Origin of the sequence: Pseudomonas sp. W2Jun17 (assembly GCF_023127795.1) — a bacterium.
GTDB lineage: Bacteria > Pseudomonadota > Gammaproteobacteria > Pseudomonadales > Pseudomonadaceae > Aquipseudomonas > Aquipseudomonas synxantha_A.
The window spans coordinates 1-16,754 of record NZ_SPKO01000013.1 but is presented as its reverse complement, the minus strand read 5'-3'; the positions used below and the strand labels follow the sequence as shown (position 1 = coordinate 16,754).

General features: G+C 61.9%; 14 protein-coding genes and 1 pseudogene. 9 read left to right on the top strand and 6 right to left on the bottom strand.

The annotated features are described in order from the left end of the window. Positions 1–45: 45 nt before the first annotated feature. Together E4O98_RS10225 and E4O98_RS10220 are read right to left on the bottom strand one after the other, a co-directional pair. Entirely contained in the window at positions 46–732 is a 687-nt protein-coding gene (locus E4O98_RS10225; RefSeq protein WP_032878068.1) for a helix-turn-helix transcriptional regulator, read from the bottom strand. A gap of 134 nt (positions 733–866) precedes the next feature. Further along, entirely contained in the window at positions 867–1,796 is a 930-nt protein-coding gene (locus tag E4O98_RS10220) for a LysR family transcriptional regulator (protein WP_032878069.1), read from the bottom strand. Positions 1,797–1,929: 133 nt separating this feature from the next. On the opposite strand from E4O98_RS10220, the gene E4O98_RS10215 reads away from it, so the two are divergent. Continuing rightward, positions 1,930–2,943 (top strand): zinc-binding alcohol dehydrogenase family protein, encoded by a 1,014-nt coding sequence (locus tag E4O98_RS10215; protein WP_005784471.1) that lies wholly within the window; start codon positions 1,930–1,932, stop codon positions 2,941–2,943. A gap of 146 nt (positions 2,944–3,089) precedes the next feature. Beyond that, complete coding sequence (locus E4O98_RS10210; protein ID WP_032878071.1) at positions 3,090–3,272, top strand: hypothetical protein; 183 nt, start codon at positions 3,090–3,092, stop codon at positions 3,270–3,272. 8 nt (positions 3,273–3,280) lie between these two features. On the opposite strand, the gene E4O98_RS10205 is transcribed toward E4O98_RS10210, so the two are convergent. Together E4O98_RS10205 and E4O98_RS10200 are read right to left on the bottom strand one after the other, a co-directional pair. Continuing rightward, entirely contained in the window at positions 3,281–4,474 is a 1,194-nt protein-coding gene (locus E4O98_RS10205; RefSeq protein WP_032878072.1) for a multidrug effflux MFS transporter, read from the bottom strand. An 88-nt stretch (positions 4,475–4,562) separates the two neighbouring features. Next, positions 4,563–4,760: a cation transporter gene (locus tag E4O98_RS10200; RefSeq protein ID WP_057010836.1), complete on the bottom strand. Its 198-nt coding sequence runs from the start codon at positions 4,758–4,760 to the stop codon at positions 4,563–4,565. 147 nt (positions 4,761–4,907) lie between these two features. Here E4O98_RS10200 and E4O98_RS10195 point away from each other — a divergent pair, with 147 nt between their 5' ends. The 3 genes from E4O98_RS10195 to cueR all read left to right on the top strand — a co-directional run bounded on the left by E4O98_RS10195 (position 4,908) and on the right by cueR (position 7,954). Next, complete coding sequence (locus E4O98_RS10195; RefSeq protein ID WP_032878074.1) at positions 4,908–5,288, top strand: hypothetical protein; 381 nt, start codon at positions 4,908–4,910, stop codon at positions 5,286–5,288. A 66-nt stretch (positions 5,289–5,354) separates the two neighbouring features. Beyond that, positions 5,355–7,556 carry a heavy metal translocating P-type ATPase gene (locus E4O98_RS10190; RefSeq protein ID WP_248134905.1) on the top strand — a complete coding sequence of 734 codons (2,202 nt, stop codon included), beginning with the start codon at positions 5,355–5,357 and terminating at the stop codon, positions 7,554–7,556. Beyond that, positions 7,553–7,954, top strand: coding sequence for a Cu(I)-responsive transcriptional regulator (gene cueR, locus E4O98_RS10185; protein WP_003188242.1), 402 nt, complete (start codon positions 7,553–7,555; stop codon positions 7,952–7,954). Before E4O98_RS10190 ends, cueR begins: the two co-directional genes overlap by 4 nt. 128 nt (positions 7,955–8,082) lie before the next feature. Here the strand turns inward: cueR and E4O98_RS10180 are convergent, their stop codons facing one another. Together E4O98_RS10180 and E4O98_RS10175 are read right to left on the bottom strand one after the other, a co-directional pair. Further along, positions 8,083–8,982, bottom strand: a complete 900-nt coding sequence (locus tag E4O98_RS10180) for a PA4780 family RIO1-like protein kinase (RefSeq protein ID WP_005784460.1) — start codon at positions 8,980–8,982, stop codon at positions 8,083–8,085. A 134-nt stretch (positions 8,983–9,116) separates the two neighbouring features. Then, positions 9,117–10,394 carry an acetyl-CoA C-acetyltransferase gene (locus E4O98_RS10175; protein WP_248134903.1) on the bottom strand — a complete coding sequence of 426 codons (1,278 nt, stop codon included), beginning with the start codon at positions 10,392–10,394 and terminating at the stop codon, positions 9,117–9,119. A gap of 105 nt (positions 10,395–10,499) precedes the next feature. Between E4O98_RS10175 and E4O98_RS10170 the strand changes: the two are divergent. From E4O98_RS10170 to E4O98_RS10155, 4 genes and pseudogenes are all read left to right on the top strand, one after another. Then, positions 10,500–11,852, top strand: a pseudogene (locus E4O98_RS10170) (3-oxoacyl-ACP reductase). A gap of 2 nt (positions 11,853–11,854) precedes the next feature. Then, the gene (locus E4O98_RS10165; RefSeq protein ID WP_248134901.1) at positions 11,855–12,703 is read left to right on the top strand and encodes a MaoC family dehydratase; all 849 of its coding nucleotides are present in this window, start codon (positions 11,855–11,857) and stop codon (positions 12,701–12,703) included. A gap of 300 nt (positions 12,704–13,003) precedes the next feature. Beyond that, positions 13,004–14,761, top strand: a complete 1,758-nt coding sequence (locus tag E4O98_RS10160; protein WP_248134899.1) for a collagen-like triple helix repeat-containing protein — start codon at positions 13,004–13,006, stop codon at positions 14,759–14,761. Between the two features lie 186 nt (positions 14,762–14,947). Continuing rightward, positions 14,948–16,630 (top strand): POTRA domain-containing protein, encoded by a 1,683-nt coding sequence (locus tag E4O98_RS10155; RefSeq protein WP_078820198.1) that lies wholly within the window; start codon positions 14,948–14,950, stop codon positions 16,628–16,630. Positions 16,631–16,754: the final 124 nt, after the last annotated feature.

The window sequence follows — 16,754 nt, the reverse complement described above, 5'->3', positions numbered from 1 at the left end:
TGGCTATTGCTGGATGCGACCTGATTGCAGCTCTGAACGACGCGCTTAACGTGCCGCCAGCCGGCTGATCTCCCTGAGCCCTGCCTCGTTGACTGACAAGGCACGCGACTCGTTGATCACGCTGATCCAGTTGGCCTGCAGAAACAGCTGCATCAACCCCGCCCCCAATGCTCCGCCCAGATGCGGTTGCTGCTGGCTCCAGTCGAAACAGTCGCACACCAGCGGCGCTGCCAGGGCCTGGATAAAAATCCCCAGGTCCGCCAAATGCTGCGCGCCCTTGACCGTAACCTCGGTACGCTGCTCATGGCGCTCGAACCATCCGGCCTCAAGCATCCGTTGATACAACTGCGCCGCCAACTCGCCGCCGAGATGGCCGTGACACCAGCGGGCACGGCGCAACAACTGCGGTGCCATCAGTGCCGGCGGCAAGGCTTGCGGTGTGCTGCGCGCCGCGCTGGCCATGGTGGTGCTGGCCAGCGCATCAATGGCGGCACTCACATCCGCAGCCGCCACGCGAAACAAGCGCTTGCCACGTCGGGCCTCGGTCCGCAGCAAACCGCTGCCGGTCAGCCGCGCCAAATGGGCATTGGCCGACGCCGGCGACAACCCGGCCAGCGTTGCCAGCTCTTCTGAAGACTTCGCCGAACCGTCCATCAGGGCCCAGAGCATGGCCGTGCGTTTGGGCTCGGCAAGCAAGCTGGCGATCTGACTGATGCAAGGTGCTGCTTCCATGTATTCACTCCCTGTAAGACCATTTTTCTGCTGCGGTTGACGCCAAAGTATAGGTGCGCACGCAGCAGGTTCCGCGGCCTCCGACAGCTCGGATCAGGACAGGGTATGAGTGAAATTTCCGATCATTACGCAGGCTATTGCCCAGTCGCCGTTCGCCCCGGTCGTTGCGCCGTCAAGGTCGCACAGCGGGACACGAGCATCTCCCGCAGCAGATTGATGGGTTTGCTCAATTGCGCACGATGGGCACATAGCAAGTTGAGCGGTGTGCGCTCGCCCTGCAACTGCGGCAGGATCAAACGCAAGCGCCCGGCCAGCACGTCGGTGCTGATATCCAACCAGGATTTGTAAGCGATGCCCATGCCCGCCACCGCCCAGCGCCGCACCACATCGGCGTCATCACTGAACCGGTCACCACTGACTGTCAGGCTCACGTGGCGCTTGCCGTCATAAAACCCCCAATGGTCATGCACCCGGCTGCCTAGCATGTACAGCAGGCAATTGTGCTGGGCCAGTTGCTCCAGATGCTGGGGTTCGCCATGCCGGGCGAGGTAGCTCGGCGCGGCGCACAGCACACGAATATTGTCCGGGGCGATGGGCAGAGCCACCAGGCTGGAATCTTCGGGTTCACCATAGCGCAGGGCTATGTCCACTGGCTGGCGGAACAGGTCGGCAATGCGATCGCCCAGCAACAGGCGCACGTTCAGTTGCGGGTGTTGCTGCTGGAACTCATCCAGCCACGGCAACAGCTGGTTGCGACCAAAATCCGACGGCGCCGACAATTGCAGCACGCCGCTCACATGATCCTGGCCACTGGCCAATAAGCGCCGGCCATCGTCCAGCGCACTTAATGACGCACGCGCATATTCCAGGAAGCCCTCGCCTTCGGCAGTCAGGCGCAGGCTGCGGGTGGAGCGCGCCAGCAAACGCGTGCCCAGCTGTTGTTCGATACGCTTGAGCGCGGCGCTGGCCACTGCCGGTGACAGGTCCATCACCCGTGCCGCCGCCGACAGGCTGCCCAGGTCCGCAGCACGTACAAACAACTGCAAATCATCAAAACGCAGCATGGAATTCCGCCAATTATCAAAATTTGGTTGAAACAGACTGCTGTTTTAGCCGCTTTTATCTGCGTAGGAAATAGCCAATCATCTGCCCATCCCGTTCTTAGCTATATCACTCAGACCTTTTACCGGAGCCCTCATGAAAGCCATTGCCTACTACACGTCATTGCCGATCAACGACCCAAAATCCCTGCAAGATATAGAGCTGCCGGAGCCCGTGGCCGGCCCGCGCGACCTGCTGGTGGAAGTCAAAGCCATCTCGGTCAACCCGGTGGACACCAAGGTGCGCCACAACGTCGCCCCGGAAAATGGCGACGCCAAGGTGTTGGGCTGGGACGTGGCCGGTGTGGTCAAGGCGGTCGGCAGCGATGTGACGCTGTTCAAAGCCGGTGACAAGGTGTTCTACGCCGGCTCCCTGGTGCGCCCAGGCGGCAACAGCGAACTGCATACGGTCGATGAACGCATCGTCGGCCATATGCCCAAAAGCCTGGGGTTTGCCGAAGCGGCCGCGCTGCCGTTGACCGCTATCACCGCGTGGGAGCTGCTGTTTGAACGTTTGCAAATACCCGAAGGCAAGGAAGATCACGGCCAGAGCCTGCTGATCGTCGGCGCTGCCGGCGGCGTGGGGTCGATCCTGACCCAACTGGCCAACCAACTCACGGCGCTGAAAGTCATCGGTACCGCCTCGCGCCCCGAGACTCAGGAATGGGCCAAAGCCTTGGGCGCCCACGTAGTGATCGACCACAGCCAGCCGCTGAGCGAAGCGCTAAAACAGGCAGGCCTTGGGCAAGTGACCCACGTCGCCAGCCTGACCCAAACCGAGCATCACCTGGATCAACTGGTGGAAGCGCTGCAACCCCAAGGCAAGCTGGCGTTGATCGACGACCCCAAGGCGCTGGATGTAAGCAAGCTCAAGCGCAAGAGCCTGTCGCTGCACTGGGAGTTCATGTACACCCGCTCGATGTTCGAGACCCCCGACATGATCGAGCAGCACAACCTGCTTAACCGCGTGGCCGATCTGATCGACGCCGGCACCCTGAAAACCACGGTGGGCGAGCATTTCGGTGTGATCAATGCAGCCAATGTGCGCCGTGCCCACGCGCTGCTGGAAAGCGGCAAGGCCAAGGGCAAGATCGTGCTGGAAGGGTTCTGAAAAAACGACTGTCAGTGTCGTCCGTTATTCATGTAAGTAATGGACGACACCATTAGTCTGAGAGTTGACCCTTGTCATATTTTTAAGGGGATTCGGGTTTATATTGGCCGCCTTTGCCACGAGTCTTTTACGCGAGGAAGTCAGCAATGAAGATCCTGATAAAAGCGTCAGCAAAATCCCCAGGTAGCCAATGGCAGGTTCGTCTCGACGGCGAAGCCATCACCTTCCGCAGTGAAGCCGAGGCCCGCGCCTTCGTTGACACCCTGCAAGCGCGGATACAGGCCCCCCACCGTTTCCCCCTCGTCCAGCAGCGCTCTGCCGCTGGCTGACCCGTCTATCAGACCTGCGCCTGCGTGGCCCTTGCCCGTTGCAGGCGCTGGGTCGACATTGCAATCGTTACCGCCAGCACGCCGCACAAGCTGATGACCATGGCCATCGGCATCGCCGTACCATCATGCAACACGCCGACCAGCGACGCCGCACCCGCCGCCACGCCGAACTGGATACACCCGAGCAACGCCGAGGCACTGCCCGCCCGTGCGCCTTGCCCGCTCATGGCACAGGCCGAGGTGTTCGGCAAAATGCAGCCCAGGCTGGCGATGCAGATAAACAGCGGCACCAGCAACGGCCACAGCGCCTCAGTACGCAGCGCGGCAATCCCCAGCAGCGTCAACGCTGCCGCCACGTAGACCCACACCGTACGCGACAGCAAAAACGCCGGGCCACGCTTGGCCAGCAACCGCGCATTCAACTGCGCCACCAGGATAAAGCCGGCTGCGTTGGAACCGAACAGCCAGCCGTAATGCTCGGCAGGCACGCCGTAGAGTTTGATAAATACGAAGGGGGAGCCGGCGATGTAGGCAAACATCCCGGCAATCGAGATGCCGCCAGTCAAGGCATAGCCCAGGTACACGCGGTCCGACAACAGCGAGCCGTAGCGGCGCAACGAACCAGACAATGGCTGGCGCGGCTGATCGGCCGGGAAGGTTTCCGGCAACCCGACTGCCACGGCGATAGCCGCCATCACGCTGAACAACGACAGTGCCAGGAAAATCGACTGCCAGCCCCACACCCCGACCATCAGCCCACCCGCCAATGGCGCAAGGATCGGCGCCAGGCCGGTGACCAGCATCAGTTGCGAATACACCTTGGCCGAGCCCACCGCGTCGCACTTGTCACTGACCACCGCCCGGGAAATCACCATGCCCGCACAACCGCCAAGGGCCTGCACGAAACGCGCGCCGATCAGCCACTCCAGCGACGGCGCGTAGGCACAGGCGAAGGATGCGAGAGTAAACAAGGTGACGCCGCTGAGCAGCGGCACGCGCCGACCGAAACGGTCAGCCAGCGGGCCGTAGATCAATTGACCGATAGCCAGGCCGGCGAAATACACCGCCAAGGTTAACTGGATATGTTTTTCGTCAGTGGCAAAGGCCGTGGCCATGGCAGGAAAGCCCGGCAGGTAGAAGTCGATCGCCAACGGCGCGAAGGCGCTCAAGGCGCCCAGAATCAGGATTATGCGAAGGTTCATCAGACACCCAAGTGAGTCGGCAGCTCGACAGTCTAGCCGCGCTTGGGTGCCGTGAACATTACGTTAGGTCGCTAACGATCAGAAAAAATCACGCCAGTTTGGCGGTGTAGCCCTCCTCGGTGATCAGTTGGATGACCTTATCCGAGGGCAGACTGCTTGCCACGCGCACTTCTTTAGCGCCCAAATCTACTTCGACACTCGCTGCCGGGTCCTGGCTCTGTACCGCCTGGGTCACTGATCGAACGCAATGGCCGCAGGTCATTCCTTCAACATTGAATATTTGCATGACATGACTCCTTTGATGAGGTTGAACCCAGTCTCAAGCTTGCCATGATGGCAAGGTCAAGTTTCAAAAAAATCGGCCGGGCTGGTATTCGCAGGCGACGTCGGCCAAGCTTCAACTTTCCTCGCTGTGAACCATGGAGCATTCGCCATGCGCTGGTCGTTTTTTGCCCTTGCCGGCCTGATGAGCTTGTCTGCCGCTGCGCCCCAGGCTCTCGCCGCTGAAGATTATGCGGTGCTGATCATTTCCCGCGAACGCCTGGAAGTACCCACCAATTGCGAAATTGGCCTGTATCTTCAGGACCAACTGGCCGGACGCCTGTTCCAGGAACAAGCCACCTCGTTCAATCTGCCCGCAGGTAACGTGTCGCTGCGCCTCAAGCTATTGCCAGGCCAGTCCCCGGGCTGCCAGCCAGGGATGCTGGCGCCAGCGGCGCAGAACATTACGTTGAAAGCCGGTGATGTCCGCAAATTGCGTATTGCCCAGGGCCAGGACGGCATGTACCTCAAACCTGCCGCATTGGAATACTGAAGACGCTTGACCTTCCCCACAGGTTAAGGTTGATCCTAGTGGCAACTTCTTCTGGAGGACTGCCCCATGAATGGATCCACCACATTTGACTTGCCCATCGGCGGCATGACCTGCGCCAGCTGTGCCGGCCGCGTCGAACGCGCGCTGGGCAAGGTGCCGGGGGTGCAACGCGTGAGCGTCAACCTGGCCAACGAACGCGCCCATATCGAAGTGCTCGGCCCGATGGATGCCAGCGTGTTGATCGCCGCAGTCGACAAGGCCGGCTACACCGCCACCCTGCCACAAAGCGAAACCGCCACCGAAGCCGACCAGGCCGGGCGCCTGCGCCGCGAACGCTGGGCGCTGGTGGCGGGGATTGTGCTGGCGCTGCCCCTGGTGCTGCCGATGCTGGTAGAACCCTTCGGCCTGCACTGGATGCTCCCGGCCTGGATACAGTTTGCCCTGGCTACACCGGTGCAATTTATTCTGGGTGCGCGCTTTTACGTCGCCGCGTGGAAAGCCGTACGCGCCGGCGCCGGCAATATGGACCTGCTGGTGGCGATCGGCACCAGCGCCGGCTACGGCCTGAGTATCTATGAATGGCTCACCGCCGCCCCAGGCGTGACGCCGCACCTGTACTTCGAAGCCTCAGCGGTGGTCATCGCTCTGGTGTTGCTGGGCAAATACCTGGAAAGCCGCGCCAAGCGCCAGACCGCCAGCGCCATCCGCGCCCTTGAAGCCTTGCGTCCGGAACGGGCGATCCGCGTGCTGGATGGCCGCGAAGAAGACGTCGCGATCAATGCCTTGAAGCACGGTGACCTGGTGCTGGTCAAACCCGGCGAACGCTTCCCGGTAGACGGCGAGGTGGTGGAAGGCCAAAGCCATGCCGATGAAGCGCTGATCAGCGGCGAAAGCCTGCCGGTGCCGAAACAGCCCGGCGACCCGGTCACCGGTGGCGCCATCAACGGTGAAGGCCGTTTGCTGGTGCGCACCCTGGCCCTGGGCGCGGAGAGCGTGCTGGCGCGCATCATCCGCCTGGTCGAAGACGCCCAGGCCGCCAAGGCACCGATCCAGAAACTGGTGGATAAAGTCAGCCAGGTGTTCGTACCGGCCGTGTTGGTATTGGCACTGATCACCGTAGTGGGCTGGTGGTTGTATGGCGCATCGCTGGAAACCGCGATCATCAATGCGGTCGCCGTGCTGGTGATCGCCTGCCCTTGTGCCCTGGGCCTGGCCACGCCGACCGCGATCATGGCCGGCACCGGCGTCGCAGCACGCCACGGTATTCTGATCAAGGATGCCGAAGCCCTGGAACGCGCCCATGCCGTGAGCGCCGTAGTGTTCGACAAGACCGGCACCCTGACCTCCGGCGCGCCAAAAATTGCGCATCTGGCGGCGGTGGACGGCGATGAATCCCTCTTATTGCAACAGGCCGGCGCCTTGCAACGCGGCAGTGAACACCCGCTGGCCAAGGCCGTGCTGGATGCCTGCCAAGAGAAAGGTCTGGACGTGGCCGATGTGAGCGCCAGCCAATCCCTGACCGGACGCGGCATTGCCGGTACGCTGGACGGTCGCCCACTGGCGCTTGGCAATCGACGCCTGCTGGAGGAAACCGGTCTGGACGCAGGCGATTTGGCTCAGCGTGCCAAGGAATGGGAAGCCGAAGGCCGCACCTTGTCCTGGCTGATCGAGCAAGGTGCGCAACCGCGTGTGCTGGGCCTGTTTGCGTTTGGCGACACCCTCAAGCCCGGCGCACTTGAGGCGGTGCAACAACTCAAGGCGCAGCACATCAGCAGCCACCTGATTACCGGCGATAACCACGGCAGTGCACGGGTCGTTGCGCAGGCGTTGGGGATCGATGACGTGCACGCCGAAGTGCTGCCGGCTTACAAAGCTGCCGCCGTTGCCGAGCTGAAAAAAACCGGGGTGGTGGCCATGGTGGGCGACGGTATCAATGATGCCCCGGCGCTGGCCGCTGCCGATATCGGCATTGCCATGGGCGGCGGCACCGACGTGGCCATGCACGCCGCCGGCATCACCCTGATGCGCGGCGACCCGCGCCTGGTGCCGGCCGCGCTGGAGATCAGCCGCAAGACCTATGCAAAAATTCGACAGAATCTGTTCTGGGCCTTTGTGTATAACTTGATCGGCATTCCCCTGGCCGCCTTCGGCCTGCTCAACCCGGTACTGGCTGGGGCTGCCATGGCCTTGTCCAGCGTCAGCGTGGTGAGCAATGCACTGCTGTTGAAAACCTGGAAACCCAAGGACCTGGAGGATCAACGCCCATGAACATCGGCCAAGCCGCCCGCACCAGCGGGCTGAGTGCAAAGATGATTCGCTACTACGAATCCATCGGCCTGCTGAAAACGGCCCATCGCACCGATAGCGGCTACCGTGTGTATGGCCACGACGACCTGCACACCCTGACGTTTATCAAGCGCTCGCGGGACCTGGGGTTTTCATTGGAAGAGGTCGGCAAGCTGCTGACCTTGTGGGAAGACCGGCAGCGGGCCAGCGCCGACGTAAAAGCCCTGGCGCGCCAGCACATAGACGAGCTCAACCACAAGATTCGCGAGTTGGGGCAACTGCGCGACACCCTGCAGGACCTGATGGAACACTGCCAGGGCGATCATCGGCCCGATTGCCCGATACTCAAGGAGTTGGCGGCGGGGAACTGCTGCGCCTGACCGTATAAACACAAAACCCAATGTGGGAGCTGGCTTGCCTGCGATAGCATCACCTCGGTGTCACTGATACACCAAGGGGTCTGCATCGCAGGCAAGCCAGCTCCCACATTGGAACGCGCCGTTTTGAGTTACTGCATCCAAGGCGGCGGCGGTGGCTCGTCCGGCACTTTGCTCGGTGGCGCATCGTCTGCCGCGCGAATCGCCTGGCGACGCTCTTCATCCAGCCGCGCCGCTTCGATTTCGCGGATCACACCGCCTACGTCCGCCAGCTCTTCCGGTTCGTCGAACTCACCGGTCAACACACTGGCCGGGTGCAAGGTGCCGGCTTCGTATAGCGCCCACATTTCCTTGGCGTACTTGGTCTTCTTCAGCTCCGGGGCAAAGCGTCCAAAGTAGGAAGCCATGTTGCCCACGTCCCGCTCCAGCATGTTGAAGGCGTGGTTGTTGCCCGCCGCATCCACTGCCTGGGGCAGGTCGATGATCACCGGGCCCGTCGGCGTAAGCAGTACGTTGAACTCGGACAGGTCACCATGCACCAGGCCGGTGCACAACATCAGCACGATCTGCGAGATCAGAAAGGCGTGGTACTCGCGCGCCTGGTCTGGCTCCAGCACCACGTCATTCAGGCGCGGCGCTGCATCACCGTACTCGTCGGCCACTAGCTCCATCAACAGCACGCCTTCAAGGAAGTCGTACGGCTTGGGCACGCGAACGCCCGCACCGGCGAGGCGGAACAGCGCCGCCACTTCGGCGTTCTGCCAGGCATCTTCGGTTTCTTTCTTGCCGAACTTGGAGCCCTTGGCCATGGCCCGGGCCTGGCGGCTGTTACGGACCTTTCGGCCTTCCTGGTATTCGGCCGCCTGACGAAAACTTCGTTTGTTCGCCTCCTTGTAAACCTTCGCGCAACGCAATTCGTTGCCGCAGCGCACCACATAAACAGCTGCTTCTTTACCACTCATGAGTGGGCGCAGCACTTCGTCGACCAGACCGTCTTCGATCAGGGGTTCAATGCGTTTAGGAGTCTTCATCAGCTTTTATTGTGGGTCCTGTATTACCAAACACGCGTGTGGCACTCGTTATACGGCAATCAGCTCGCCGGTGGGAGAGGCTACCGACCTCTGACCCCTTCAGAATGCATGCAATGGGCCAATTTTTTTGGCAATCAGCGTTCGATAATCGCTGTCACCCCTTGGCCGCCAGCAGCACAGATCGAAATCAACCCCCGCCCTTTGCCCGCCGCATCCAGCAACTTGGCGAGGTTGGCAACGATGCGCCCGCCGGTAGCGGCAAATGGATGGCCTGCCGCCAAAGAACTGCCCTTGACGTTGAGCCGGCTGCGATCGATAGCCCCCAACGGAGCATCCAGGCCCAGGCGCGTCTTGCAGTAATCGGCGTCTTCCCACGCCTTGAGCGTGCACAACACCTGGGCAGCAAAGGCTTCGTGGATCTCGTAGTAATCAAAATCCTGCAAGGTCAGGCCATTGCGGGCCAGCAAGCGCGGCACCGCATACACCGGCGCCATCAACAGGCCATCGGCACCGTTGACGAAATCCACCGCCGCCGCTTCGCCATCACGCAGGTACGCAAGGATCGGCAGCCCCCGCTCCTTGGCCCACGCTTCACTGCCCAGCAGCACCAGGGAGGCACCATCGGTCAGCGGCGTAGAGTTGCCGGCGGTCAGCGTGCCCTTTTCGCTACGCTCGAAGGCCGGCTTGAGGGCGGCGAGTTTTTCCAGGGTCAGGTCCGGGCGCAGGTTGTTGTCACGGGTGAGGCCGAGAAACGGCGTGAGCAAATCGTTGTGCCAGCCTTCGGCGTAAGACGCGGCCATCTTTTGATGACTCTCCAGCGCCAGCTGGTCTTGGTCGGCACGCGGGATCTGCCAGGTCTGGGCCATCAGTTCGCAGTGTTGGCCCATGGACAGCCCAGTGCGCGGTTCGCCATTGCGCGGCAGTTCCGGCTTGAGGTGCTGGGGACGAAGTTGTAACAGAATTTTTAATTTGTCTGCCATGGATTTGCTGCGGTTGGCTTTGAGCAGCAGCTTGCGTAGCCCTTCATTCACGCCAATCGGTGCATCGGACGTGGTGTCCACCCCGCCGGCAATGCCGCATTCGATCTGGCCCAGCGCGATTTTGTTGGCTACCAGCAACGCCGCTTCCAGACCGGTGCCACAGGCTTGCTGGATGTCGTACGCGGGGGTCTGCGGCGACAACCGCGAGCCGAGCACGCATTCGCGCGTCAGGTTGAAATCGCGGGAATGCTTGAGCACCGCGCCGGCGGCCACCTCGCCCATGCGCAGGCCATGCAGGTTGTAGCGCTCGATCAGACCCTCCAGGGCGGCCGTGAGCATCGCCTGGTTACTCGCCGTGGCGTAAGGGCCATTGGAACGGGCGAAAGGAATGCGGTTACCGCCAATGATCGCCACTCGGCGCAATTGAGTCATGAAAAGCTCCCTCTGTCGGTTATGGGCTTGATCACTGAGCCTAGTCGAACGACTGCTACCCTGGGATGGTCAACCCTTTGAACCCCAGCCTTCGGAGAGCGTTCCATGTCTGACCGTTATATCGACTTCGCCAACTCAAGCCTCGGCCATCGCCTGGTCGCCGCCATTGGCCTGCCGTCACCGGTACGCTTGGAACGCTGGCAAGCCGGACGCCTGCGCCCGGTCGAAGGCGCACTGTTGCTGGGCGGCGGCGCATTGACGAGCAAGGTGCTGGCGTTTGCCAATCGGCTCACCGACGCCATCTACAGCTACGGCGCAGAAGCCTCGACGGCATCCGTGTGGATTCCCGGGCACGGCCCCAAGCTCAAGGCGGTGGTGTTCGACGCCAGTGACTTGAAGCACACCGACCAACTCAAGCAACTGCGTGAGTTCTTCCAGCCATTGCTGAAAAACCTAGACCATAGCGCGCACCTGGTGATCCTCGGCCGTGCGCCGGAAAGCCTCAGCGACCCGTTTGCCGCCAGCGCCCAGCGCGCCCTGGAAGGCTTCAGCCGCTCGCTGGCCAAGGAACTGCGCAGCGGTGGCGTGTTGCAGTTGCTGTATGTGGGTGACGGGGCCGAGGACCAATTAGAGGGCGCGCTGCGGTTTTTCCTCTCGCCCAAAAGCGCTTACATTTCTGGCCAAGTCATTCGCCTGTCAGCCTGCGACACCCCGGTCGAAGACTGGACGCGCCCGCTGGCGGGGCGCAAGGCGCTGGTCACTGGCGCCGCCCGGGGCATCGGTGCGTCCATCGCCGAAACCCTGGCCCGCGACGGTGCCGAGGTGATTTTGCTCGATGTGCCCCAGGCCAAGGCCGACCTCGAAGCCCTGGCCGCACGCCTGAATGCGCGTACGGTGGTGCTGGATATCTGCGCCGAAGACGCCGCCAGCCAGTTGGTCGAACACTTGCCCGACGGGCTCGATATCCTGGTGCACAACGCCGGCATCACCCGTGACAAAACCCTGGCCAACATGACGCCCGAATACTGGGACGCAGTGCTGGCGGTGAATCTCAATGCTCCGCAAGTGCTGACCAAGGCCCTGCTCGACAGCGGCACTCTGCACGACAACGCACGGGTCGTGCTGCTGGCCTCCATCAGTGGCATCGCCGGCAATCGTGGGCAAACCAACTATGCCGCGAGCAAGGCCGGTTTGATCGGCCTGGCCTAGGCATGGGCGCCCCTTTTGAAGCAACGCGGGATCAGCATCAACGCCGTGGCGCCGGGCTTTATCGAAACCCAGATGACCGCACACATCCCGTTTGCCCTGCGTGAGGCCGGGCGACGCATGAGTTCGCTTGGCCAGGGTGGCATGCCACAGGACGTGGCCGAAGCCGTGGCCTGGCTCGGCCAGCCGGGCTCCGGTGCCGTCAGCGGCCAGGCGCTGCGTGTGTGTGGGCAAAGTCTTCTGGGAGCATAAGCATGCAATGGCAAACCTTGGACAGCACACCGTCGCTACTCCCGCTGTACTGGCGTGCGGCACTCAAGCGCAAGATCACCGGCAGCACGTTGCCCGAACGCGGCTGGCGCTGTCGGGTCAGCGTCGATCCCAAGGCCGTCGCGGCGTACCGCAAGGTCTGCGGGTTCACCGACAGCCCGATGCTGCCAGCGACTTACCCGCACATCCTGGCGTTCGGTCTGCAACTGCAACTGCTGACCGACAAGGCGTTTCCGTTTCCGCTGTTGGGGCTGGTCCACCTGAGCAATCGCATCCGCATTCACCGGCCTCTGGGCGGCGTGGGAGAGCTGAGCATCGGTGTGTACGCGCACAACCTACAGCCCCACGCCAAGGGCGCGACCTTTGACATTGCGACCGTGGTCGAAGATGCCCTTGGACTGCTATGGGAAGCCGAAAGCCAGATGCTCTGTCGTGGCGTAAAGCTTGAAGGCGAATCGCTGAATAACAGCGTGCACGTCCCAGGGCCGCTCAACGAACTGACCCGCTGGAAAGCGCCCACCGATATCGGTCGCCGCTATGCCCGCGTGTCCGGCGATTACAACCCCATCCATCTCAGTGCGCCTACGGCCAAGCTGTTCGGTTTTCCCCAAGCCATCGCCCATGGGCTGTGGAACAAGGCCCGCACGCTCGCGGCGCTGGGAGAACACCTGCCGGCCGCCAATATTAAAATCAATGTCGAGTTCAGGAAACCCGTGCGCCTGCCCGGTGAAGTGATATTGATGAGCAGCGCAGCCGGTTCCAGTGGCGAGTTGGAACTTAAAGGGCCGGGCGGCATTGAGCATATGTTCGGAAAGTGGCAGCCGATCGCCTGAAAAAACCGATTAATTGTATATATACACCCAAAGTTATAGCGGACCTTACGAGGTCCGCTTATTTATTCAACCTTTTGATTTACATCACCTAAATTTCAGTAAGCATCCTTGCCATACACCCTTTGTATTAGTCGCTAAGTTGACCGATGCCTAGGGTATATAAATTGTTAATACCAAGTTGAGCGTTGTGCGAAAGAGTGCCATGGCCTGAGATAGAACCACGGACAAATCTATTGCTGCCCCAAGAAGTAGCGAAGGTTTGAAACAACCCAGGTTGTACCAGGTGCAAGGAACTCAATCATGAAAACTCAAGTCGTGTTGTGGAAAGCAAGTACCGCGTTGGCCCTGATTCTGGCAATGAGCCTCGGCGGCTGCAGCAGTGGTGGCGGCGGGCATAAATCCAGCGTGGCGGCGTCATCGCCGGATGCTGGTGCAGGTGCGGGCACAGGTGACGGCGGCACGGGTGGCGGCACTGGCGGGACTGGCGGCGGTACTGGCGGCACTGACGGTGGGACTGGCGGAACCGGCGGCACTGACGGTGGCACTGGTGGAACCGGCGGCGGCACGGGCGGCACTGACGGTGGCACTGGTGGGACCGGCGGTGGCACTGGCGGCACAGGCGGCGGCACTGGTGGGACCGGCGGTGGCACTGGCGGCACAGGCGGCACTGGTGGGACCGGCGGTGGTACTGGCGGCACAGGTGGCGGCACCGGCGGGACGGGTGGTGGCACTGGCGGCGGAACAGGTTCGACAACCACCCCACTGATCACTGGCCAGATCGCCGGCACCCTCGGCACCACCGTAGGCAATGTAGGCACAGCGGTGGGTGATCTCGGCGGCACCCTGACCGCGGTTCCGATCGTAGGCACAACAGCAGGCGGGCTGGTCACCTCGGTCGGCACGGCTGTCAACACCATCGGCACCGGAGTCACAACAGGCTTGGGTTCCCTGGGGACCAGCAGCAACTCGCTGGGCATTACGGTCGCAGGTGTCGGCGGCGGCGTTGCTGACTTGGGCAGCGGCCTTTCGACCACCGGCCAATCACTGTCGACCACCCTCGGCGGTGTACCCGTCGTCGGCGGCCTGACAGGTGGCGTAGGCACTGCAGTCGGCGGCGTAGTGGATAAAGTCGGCACTACGGTAACCATGCTCGGCGATACCCTCAGTACCGCCAGCACCACCGGCCCATTGGGCTCGTTGACCAACACCCTCGGCGGCAAAGTAGTGGTGCCTGTGGTATCGCTGGTGGAAAACACCACCGGCAACCTTGGCACGGCAACCGGCCTGGGCACTCCAGTCAATGGCCTGCTGGATAAAGTCGGCTCGACGGTCACCAGCCTGGGGACTCAAGTCGCCAGTACTGGCGGTACCGGCAACCCTGTCACTACCGTGGTCGGCAGCGTGCTGACTGGCGTTGGCGGCACGCTCGACAAGTCTGGCGGCTATGTCGCCCCAACCGGTGGCACCGCAGCTCCCGGCATTCCAGAACTGGTCGGCGGCCTGGTCAGCAACGTCGGTACCGGCCTGAATGTCGGCAACACCAACGGCACGGTCAGTGCAGCGGGTGTAACCGGTGGCGCGCTGGGCAACACCATCGCTTCGGTAGGGACTGTGCTGGGTGGTACAGGTGTCGCCAACACAGGCGCCACGGCACCAGTCGCGGCAGTGGCAACCAATGTCGGCGCCGCGCTTAACCCGGTCACATCCGGCGTCACCGCGCTGACGCAAAACATTGGTACTACCACTGGCGTTGGCGCTCCGGTCAACGGGCTGGTGACGCAAGTGGGAGGGGCAGTCAGCAGCGTAGGCACCAACCTGACTGCCGCCAATGCAAACCCGATCACCAACGCAGTGGGCATCACCGTAACGGCTGTCGGCAACACTGTAGGTTCGGTGGGTGGCTTGGTCACCGGCGGCACTACCGGCACCAGCGGTGGCCTGCTCGGTGGCTTGAACATCGGCGCCACCACCACGACCACAGGCACTGCCACAACCACCGGCGGCACTACAGCCACTGGCGGTCTGGGCGGTTTGTTGAACGGCCTTACCGGTAAATAGAAATGCACCTGGCCGATTAGACGGCCTCCCCTACAGCGCCTACGCTTGGTTGAGACGAGAGACCCTAAATAAGTCTCTCGTCTTTTTTATGGGCGACGCCTTGTGTGATGAGCCGCCACCCTCCCGAACCGAGTCCCAGAACCCGGCGGGCCCGAAGCGCTGCTGCAGTTGACCATGGAGTGTCCTATGCGCGTATTAACGCCGTTGTTAATGCTAACCCTCAGCGCTTACGCCCAGGCCGAGCCCCTTCCCAGCTTTTTGAACAGCAATGACACCGTGCGCACCTTGCCGGTACCCAACCTGCCCGCCGATGCCTATCGACCGGCCACACCACAAACCCAAGTGCCTGAAACACCGCCGACTGCCGGCCAGCCCCTGTTGATGGACACCAAGGTCACCATTCGCAAGCTGCAGATCGAAGGCGGCACCATTTACCCGCTGACCGAGACGGCCCAAGTCTACGCACCGCTGATTGGCCGCGAGACCAACCTCGCGCAATTGATCGAAGCAACCCGTGGCATCACCCGCCGCTACCAGGAGGACGGCTACCTGTTGTCCTACGCGTTCCTGCCACAGCAGAATTTCGAAAACGGCCTGGTCCGCGTTGTTTTGGTGGAGGGTTACATCAAGGACTACCAGCAAACCGGTGACATCGGCTCGGTGTCGGCCTACGTCGACAAACTGGCGAAAAAACTGTTGGCCGAACGCCCGCTGACGCGCAAGACCTTCGAGCGCTACACCACGCTGATGAGCCGCATTCCCGGCCTGACCGTACAAGCCCAGGTGCCACCGCCCGGCACCACCGATGGCGCCACGCACATGCAGATCCAGGCCAGCCGCAAACCTTTCACCACCAGCATGAGCCTGGTGCAGAAAAGCCGTGGCGGTACGCAAGCCTTGCTCAGCGCCACCAGCAATTCGCAAACGTTCATGGGCGAACAACTGACCGTCAGCGGCCTGTTCCCGCCCGGCGAGGACAAAGAGCATTACTACCGTGTGGACTACAACCAGTTCATCAATGCCGAAGGCACCCAACTGGCACTCGCTGCCGAACGTTACCGCGCCGACCCCAACAGCAGCGTGCAACTGGACGGCGGCTTCGAGCTCAAGCCGCACCAGTCGATCGATCGCTATTCCATTGGCCTGAGCCACCCGTTTATCGCCTCTCCCACCGAGTCATTGAGCCTGGGCACACGCCTGTACGTGGTGGACCAGACCACCCGTTACAAGCTGGTGGGCTACCCGCTGAGTTTCGACATCGAATCCAACCTGCGCGCCCTCGCCTTCGAGGGTGATTGGCGCAAGGCCGACGCACGCCGGTTACGCATCATCAGCGGCGGCCTGTACCAAGGCATCGACGGTTTGGGCGCCAAGGCGCGCAGTGACCTGGACGTGGCAAAACCCGACCTCGATTTCTTCCGCCTGCGCCTCTCCGGCGTGCAAAGCGACAAGTTCTTCGACAACTGGCAAGGCGTGCTCTCAGGTGCGTTGTACTGGAGCAACAACACGCTGCCTGACAGCGAACGTGCCACCTTCGGCGGGCAAAATTTCGGGCGTGGCTATCCTGATGATCAAGGCTCGGGCGACAAGGGCTGGGGGGTGGCGTACGAGGTCAACTACAGCTTCAACCGTGCTGGCAACTGGGTGAAGGTTTTGCAACCCTACGTGGTGCTCGACCGCGCCAAGACCTGGTTCAACGACCTGCCGGTCAAGGCCAGCGACATGTCTTCGGCGGCAGTGGGGTTACGCTTTGGCGATAACAAGTACTACAACATCGCCCTGGAGGCGGCCAAGCCGATGTCGGATATCGCCCTGGACAGTTTTAACCGCAGGCCACGGTATACGCTGAGTTTCAGTTATCAGCTTTGAGGAGCTTGATGCCTTGATCATTTGTTGGATCAGACTCGGTGAACATGTGGGAGGGGCGGTGCGACGATTCGACTTGCTCCCGATGGCGGCCTCAGGGCCGACCAGGATGTTGGATTAGACCGAG

What these genes read in the sequence shown, in the direction of transcription:
- E4O98_RS10225 (WP_032878068.1), bottom strand. Translation starts at nt 732, where the DNA reads ATGGAAGCAGCACCTTGCATCAGTCAGATCGCCAGCTTGCTTGCCGAG.
- E4O98_RS10220 (WP_032878069.1), bottom strand. Translation starts at nt 1,796, where the DNA reads ATGCTGCGTTTTGATGATTTGCAGTTGTTTGTACGTGCTGCGGACCTG.
- E4O98_RS10215 (WP_005784471.1), top strand. Translation starts at nt 1,930, where the DNA reads ATGAAAGCCATTGCCTACTACACGTCATTGCCGATCAACGACCCAAAA.
- E4O98_RS10210 (WP_032878071.1), top strand. Translation starts at nt 3,090, where the DNA reads ATGAAGATCCTGATAAAAGCGTCAGCAAAATCCCCAGGTAGCCAATGG.
- E4O98_RS10205 (WP_032878072.1), bottom strand. Translation starts at nt 4,474, where the DNA reads ATGAACCTTCGCATAATCCTGATTCTGGGCGCCTTGAGCGCCTTCGCG.
- E4O98_RS10200 (WP_057010836.1), bottom strand. Translation starts at nt 4,760, where the DNA reads ATGCAAATATTCAATGTTGAAGGAATGACCTGCGGCCATTGCGTTCGA.
- E4O98_RS10195 (WP_032878074.1), top strand. Translation starts at nt 4,908, where the DNA reads ATGCGCTGGTCGTTTTTTGCCCTTGCCGGCCTGATGAGCTTGTCTGCC.
- E4O98_RS10190 (WP_248134905.1), top strand. Translation starts at nt 5,355, where the DNA reads ATGAATGGATCCACCACATTTGACTTGCCCATCGGCGGCATGACCTGC.
- cueR (WP_003188242.1), top strand. Translation starts at nt 7,553, where the DNA reads ATGAACATCGGCCAAGCCGCCCGCACCAGCGGGCTGAGTGCAAAGATG.
- E4O98_RS10180 (WP_005784460.1), bottom strand. Translation starts at nt 8,982, where the DNA reads ATGAAGACTCCTAAACGCATTGAACCCCTGATCGAAGACGGTCTGGTC.
- E4O98_RS10175 (WP_248134903.1), bottom strand. Translation starts at nt 10,394, where the DNA reads ATGACTCAATTGCGCCGAGTGGCGATCATTGGCGGTAACCGCATTCCT.
- E4O98_RS10165 (WP_248134901.1), top strand. Translation starts at nt 11,855, where the DNA reads ATGCAATGGCAAACCTTGGACAGCACACCGTCGCTACTCCCGCTGTAC.
- E4O98_RS10160 (WP_248134899.1), top strand. Translation starts at nt 13,004, where the DNA reads ATGAAAACTCAAGTCGTGTTGTGGAAAGCAAGTACCGCGTTGGCCCTG.
- E4O98_RS10155 (WP_078820198.1), top strand. Translation starts at nt 14,948, where the DNA reads ATGCGCGTATTAACGCCGTTGTTAATGCTAACCCTCAGCGCTTACGCC.